4 protein-coding genes are annotated in these 5,070 nt (G+C 70.4%); all 4 read right to left on the reverse strand.

From position 1 onward, the window contains the following. Window positions 1-127: 127 nt before the first annotated feature. Window positions 128-949: a creatininase family protein gene (locus KBX39_RS22615; protein ID WP_210872398.1), complete on the reverse strand. Its 822-nt coding sequence runs from the start codon at window positions 947-949 to the stop codon at window positions 128-130. After that, window positions 937-2,685, reverse strand: coding sequence for an iron ABC transporter permease (locus tag KBX39_RS22620; protein WP_064445576.1), 1,749 nt, complete (start codon window positions 2,683-2,685; stop codon window positions 937-939). The genes KBX39_RS22615 and KBX39_RS22620 overlap by 13 nt, the downstream gene beginning before the upstream one ends. Continuing rightward, window positions 2,682-3,755 carry an ABC transporter ATP-binding protein gene (locus KBX39_RS22625; protein ID WP_043323172.1) on the reverse strand — a complete coding sequence of 358 codons (1,074 nt, stop codon included), beginning with the start codon at window positions 3,753-3,755 and terminating at the stop codon, window positions 2,682-2,684. The genes KBX39_RS22620 and KBX39_RS22625 overlap by 4 nt, the downstream gene beginning before the upstream one ends. Window positions 3,756-3,816: 61 nt before the next feature. Further along, window positions 3,817-4,857 carry an extracellular solute-binding protein gene (locus KBX39_RS22630; protein WP_247660466.1) on the reverse strand — a complete coding sequence of 347 codons (1,041 nt, stop codon included), beginning with the start codon at window positions 4,855-4,857 and terminating at the stop codon, window positions 3,817-3,819. Window positions 4,858-5,070 lie beyond the last annotated feature (213 nt).

Here is a 5,070-nt window from a genome sequence, read left to right on the forward strand (position 1 = left end):
GCCGGGTAGAGGTGGGCGACGTGGTGGTCGAACACCACCCGGAGGTGGTGCTGTTGATAGACGGTCAGTGACGGGCTCATGGTGGCCTCCCGAGGTGGTGCGTTGTCGTGCGGCGTGCCGCGCGTGGTCATCCGGTCGTCTGGTCCGGCCCGTCGGCGCCGGGGGGCCCGGGCAGCGGCGCGGCGAGCCACGCCACGACCAGCTCGCGCAGGCGTGCGCCGGCGGTGGCGCGGATCCGGCCGCCGGCCTCCTCCCCGGCCAGCGAGACATGGCCCGACCAGCCCTGCCACGGGTCGGGCCGCGACTCCACGAGCACGTACGGGTACGGGGTGGGCAGTTTCGGCTTCGGCGGCAGGTCCGGCGCGGCGTCCAGGCGCACCGCGTCCGGGTCGAAGCCCAGCACCGCGGAGCTCTCGTACGCGCCGCCGTGCCCCCGGGCGGGCAGCTCACCGAACATCTCGGTGGTCTCGTCCGGGCCGACGAGCTGGAACCAGTTCACCAGCATCATGCTGGCCCGGTGCCGGCCGGAGACCCACTCCATCGCGGCGCGGACGGTGGACATGTTGGCGTCGTGCCCGTTGACCACGAGCACCCGGGAAAAGCCCGCCTCGACGATGCCGGCGAGCACGTCGGCGAGGTAGCCGACGGCGATCTCCGGTCGCAGCGCCACCGTGCCCGGCCACGGCCGGGTCTGGCCCGGGCAGGCGGCGTACGGCGTGGCCGGGAACAGCACCGCCCGGGCCGACCCGGTGGCCAGTTCCCCGGCGAAGCCCTCGGCCAGGATCAGGTCGGTCCCGATCGGCAGGTGGGGGCCGTGCCACTCGACCGCGCCGACCGGCAGCACCGCCAGGTCGGCCGCCTCGGTCACGGCGGCGAACGCGTGCCCGGGTACCCGGGTGACCGGGAGCAGCCCTCCCCCGGTCCGCCACCGTTCGATCAGTTCGTCCACTGCTCGGCCCTCCGGGTCGCGGTCCGGCTGCTCTCCAGCCGACCGGAGAACCACATCACCACGAAGATGAGCAGCACCTGGAGCATGCCGTAGGCGGCCGCGGTGCCCAGCTCGAAGCTGTACATCCGGTTGTTGATGGCGACCGAGATCGGCACCGTCGACGAGGTGTAGATGAGCACCGAGGCGACGAACTCGCCGACGCCGTGCACGAACGCCAGCAGCGCGCCGGCGAGCACGCCGGGCAGCATCAGCCGCACGGTGATCGTGTAGAACGCGCGCAGCCAGGAGGCGCCGAGGTTACGGGCGGCGTCCTCCAGCGACGGGTCGATCAGCGCCAGCGTCGCGGAGCTGGACCGGAACACGATCGGCAGGAACCGCACGAAGTAGGCCAGCGGCAGGATCCAGAACGTGCCGACCAGCACCTGCCCGAAGCTGAACGCGTTGCCGGTGCTGAACGCCGAGATCAGGTTGATCGCGACGACCGTGCCGGGCAGCGCCCAGGCGATCATCACGGCCACGTCGAGCAGGCCGCGCCCGACGAACTTCAGCCGCCGCACCGCGTACGCGATGAGCACGCCGATCACCACACAGCCCACGACCGCGATCAGGCTCATCTGCACCGAGTTGAGGATCGGCTCGAACGCCTTGGGGTCGGTGAAGATGGTCACGAAGTTCTCGAACGTGTACGTCGGCGGCAGCACCTCGGTGGTCCAGGACCGGTCCTCGGAGAAGGCGACGAGCGCGATCGCGGCGACCGGGGCGAGCAGGACCAGCGTGGCCAGCACCGAGGCGAGCGGCGCGAGCCAGCGGCCGATCGGGTTGGTGATCTCCCGCCGGACCGCCGAGATGCCCTTGGACTGCGACTGGTAGTTGCGCCGTCCCTCGTACCAGCGCATCGCCAGCAGGAAGATGATCGAGACGATGCCGAGCACCGAGGCGTACGCCGAGGCCATCGGCAGGTCGCCGTTGGTGCGGTTGATGTAGATCTGCATCGTCATGGTCTGGCTGACGTTGAACAGCAGCGGCGCGGTGTACGACGCCAGCGACGTCATGAAGACCAGCAGCGACGCCGAGATCAGCGCGGGGGTGAGCATCGGCAGCAGGACCGTGCGCCACACCCGGAACCGGCCCGCGCCGAGGTTGTACGCCGCCTCCTCGACCGACGGGTCCATCCCGGCCAGCGCCGCGGAGGCGGCCAGGAAGAAGAACGGGTACATGGTGAACGTGTGCACCACGAGCACACCGGCGATGCCGTCGAAGGCCAGGACCGGCTTCTCGGTGCCGAGCAGCGCCTGCAGCCCGCGCGGCACGATGCCGATGTTGCTGTAGAGCAGCTGGAAGGACACGGCGCCGATCAGCGGCGGCAGGGCCGCCGGCACCAGGATGAACGCCTCGATGAGCCGCCGCCCGCGGAAGTGGAACCGCTTGAGCAGGAACGCCATCGCCACGCCGACGATGCCGCAGAGCAGCACGCTGGCGGCCGAGATGAACAGCGAGGTGAACAGCGACTCGCGGGCCACCCCGGAGGAGGAGAGGAACTGCAGGTAGTTGTCAGAGCCGTTGGCGCTGACGCTCTCGCGGAAGGTGGCGAACATCGGCTGGACGACGAAGCCCCAGAGCACCAGGACCAGCGGCAGCACCAGCAGGTACGGGAACCAGCGGGAATTGGCCCCGCCGGACAGGCGCCGGCCGAGGGCCGCCGCCCAGGCGGGGGCGGTCCGGGTCGCAGCGGTCACGGCTTGACCACCCAGAGGCGCTCCGGTACGAGCCGCAGTCCCACCACGTCGCCGAGCTGCAGGCCGGCCGGCGCGTCGATCAGCGCCGCCATCACCTCGTTGCCGTCCACGTCGACGCTGATGTTGGTGGCCATGCCGGTGAACTCGACGTGGCTGATCCGGCCGCGCATGGCCGCCGTGTCGTCGTCGCCGCCGAGCGCGATGTGCTCGGGGCGCGCGGAGACGAGCGCGGTGTCGCCCGCGCCGAGCCCGTGCCCGGCGGGCGCGCCGACGTCGATGGTGGCGCCGCCGGGCAGGCGCACCGCGACGCTGTCGTCGGTCGCGCCGGTCACCGGCAGGCTCAGCACGTTGCTGCGCCCGATGAACCGGGCCACGAACGCGTTCGCGGGCTTGTAGTAGATCTCGTGCGGGGTGCCGACCTGCTGGACCCGGCCGGACTCCATGACGGCGATCCGGTCCGACATCGCCATCGCCTCGGCCTGGTCGTGCGTCACGTAGATCGAGGTGGTGCCGCTCTCCCGCTGGATGCGCCGGATCTCGGCGCGGGTCTCCTCGCGCAGCTTCGCGTCGAGGTTCGACAGCGGCTCGTCGAGCAGCATGGTGCGCGGGCGGATGACCAGGGCCCGCGCCAGCGCGACCCGCTGCTGCTGGCCGCCGGAGAGCGCGTCGATGCGCCGGTCGCCGTACCCGGCGAGGTGCACCTGTTCGAGCGCCTCGGTGACCCGGCGGGCCTGGTCGGCGCGGGAGACCCGGCGGACCTTGAGCCCGTACGCGACGTTCTGCGCCACAGTCATGTGCGGGAACAGCGCGTAGTTCTGGAACACCATGCCGGTGTCCCGCTTGTTCGGCGTCCAGTGGGTGACGTCGTCGTCGCCGAAGTGGATGTGACCGGAGGTCGGGAAGTAGAAGCCGGCCACCATGCGCAGCGTCGTCGTCTTGCCGCAGCCGCTCGGCCCGAGCAGCGTGAAGAACTCGCCGGCTCCGATGGTGACGGTGACGTCATCGACCGCCGCGGAGTCGCTCGACTTGGCGAAGCGCTTACTGACCGCCGTCAGTCGGACATCGATCATTTCGTGGGTCCTTCCAGGACGAAGCCGGGCCGTGCCGCAGCACGGCCCGGTTCCGAGCGTCTTAGCCCTTGCCCTTGATCTGGGCGTTCCAGTGGGTGATCCAGGCGGTCTCGTTCTTGCCGATCACGTCCCAGTTGACGTCCATCGGCTTGAGGTCGAGCTTGGTCAGCCACTCGGGCTTCTCGGCGATCTCGACCGCGGGGATCTGGAAGTAGTCCTTGGCCAGGCTGGCCCGCAGCGAGTCGTCGAAGAGGAACTCGAGGAACTTCTTCGCGCCCTCGGTGTTGCCGCCCTTGACCGCGGCCACGCCGTCGACGAGCACCGGCGCGCCGGAGGCCGGCATGACGTAGCCGAACGGCATCTTCTCGTTGGCCTGCAGCAGGATGTCCTGGAGGTTCCAGGCGCTGACCACGCCCTGCTCACGCGACATCTTCAGGTAGAGGTCGCTCGGGTTGGCGGCGTACTCGACGGTGTTGGCGTCGAGCTTGCGCAGCCAGTCGTAGCCGGGCTGCGGGTTCGACCCGTCGGGGGTGTAGCGCTGGATCATCGAGGCGTAGATCGAGCGCATGGTGCCGGAGGCGGCCACGTCCCGGATGATGATCTTGTCTTTCCACTTCGGGTCGACCAGGTCGTCCCAGTCCTTCGGCGCGGTCTCCGGGGTCAGCGCCTTGTTGTTGTACATGATGACCTCGGGCAGCAGGATCTCGCCGAACCAGCGGCCCTCGGCGTCCTTGTACCGCGCGTCGATCTTCGAGGCGAACGACGGCTGCCAGGACTCCAGCAGCCCCTCGGACGCGCCGGCGGCCAGCCCCTGCTGGGTGCCGCCCCACCAGACCGACGCCTGCGGGTTGGCCTTCTCGGCGCGGACCCGCTCGAGCACCTCCTGGGCGCCCATGTTGAGCACCTCGACCTTGCCCTTGTACTCGGGGTTCTTGGTCGTGAACTGCTCCACGACGTAGTCGGTGACCGACTTGTCGCGGGCGCTGTAGATGACGACCTTCTCGGCCGGCGCGGCGCCGGAGGAGCCGGTGTCCTTGTCGTCGTCACTGCTGCCGCACGCGCTGACGGCCAGCAGCGCGCTGAACGCGTCGGCCAGGGCCAAACGACGTTTCTTTGGGACCTCCATTTTGCGGGGGAACTATCGGGAGCGGAGAAAGACGGTGTGCGGTGCCGGCCCGGGGTCGCCGGCGGGTTCGCCGGCTCCCCGGGCTCGGGGTCGACGGTCCGCGGGTCGCGCCCGGACCGGGGCGCGCCGCATCGCGCCGCGACCTGTCGTCCGGGATCCGGACGCGGTCGCCGCGACGGTGACTGTGGG

Origin of the sequence: Micromonospora sp. D75, from assembly GCF_018070405.1 — a bacterium.
Classification (GTDB): Bacteria; Actinomycetota; Actinomycetes; order Mycobacteriales; family Micromonosporaceae; genus Micromonospora; species Micromonospora chalcea.

Coding starts and splice junctions, on each gene's coding strand:
- KBX39_RS22625 (WP_043323172.1), bottom strand. CDS start 3,755: ATGATCGATGTCCGACTGACGGCGGTCAGTAAGCGCTTCGCCAAGTCG.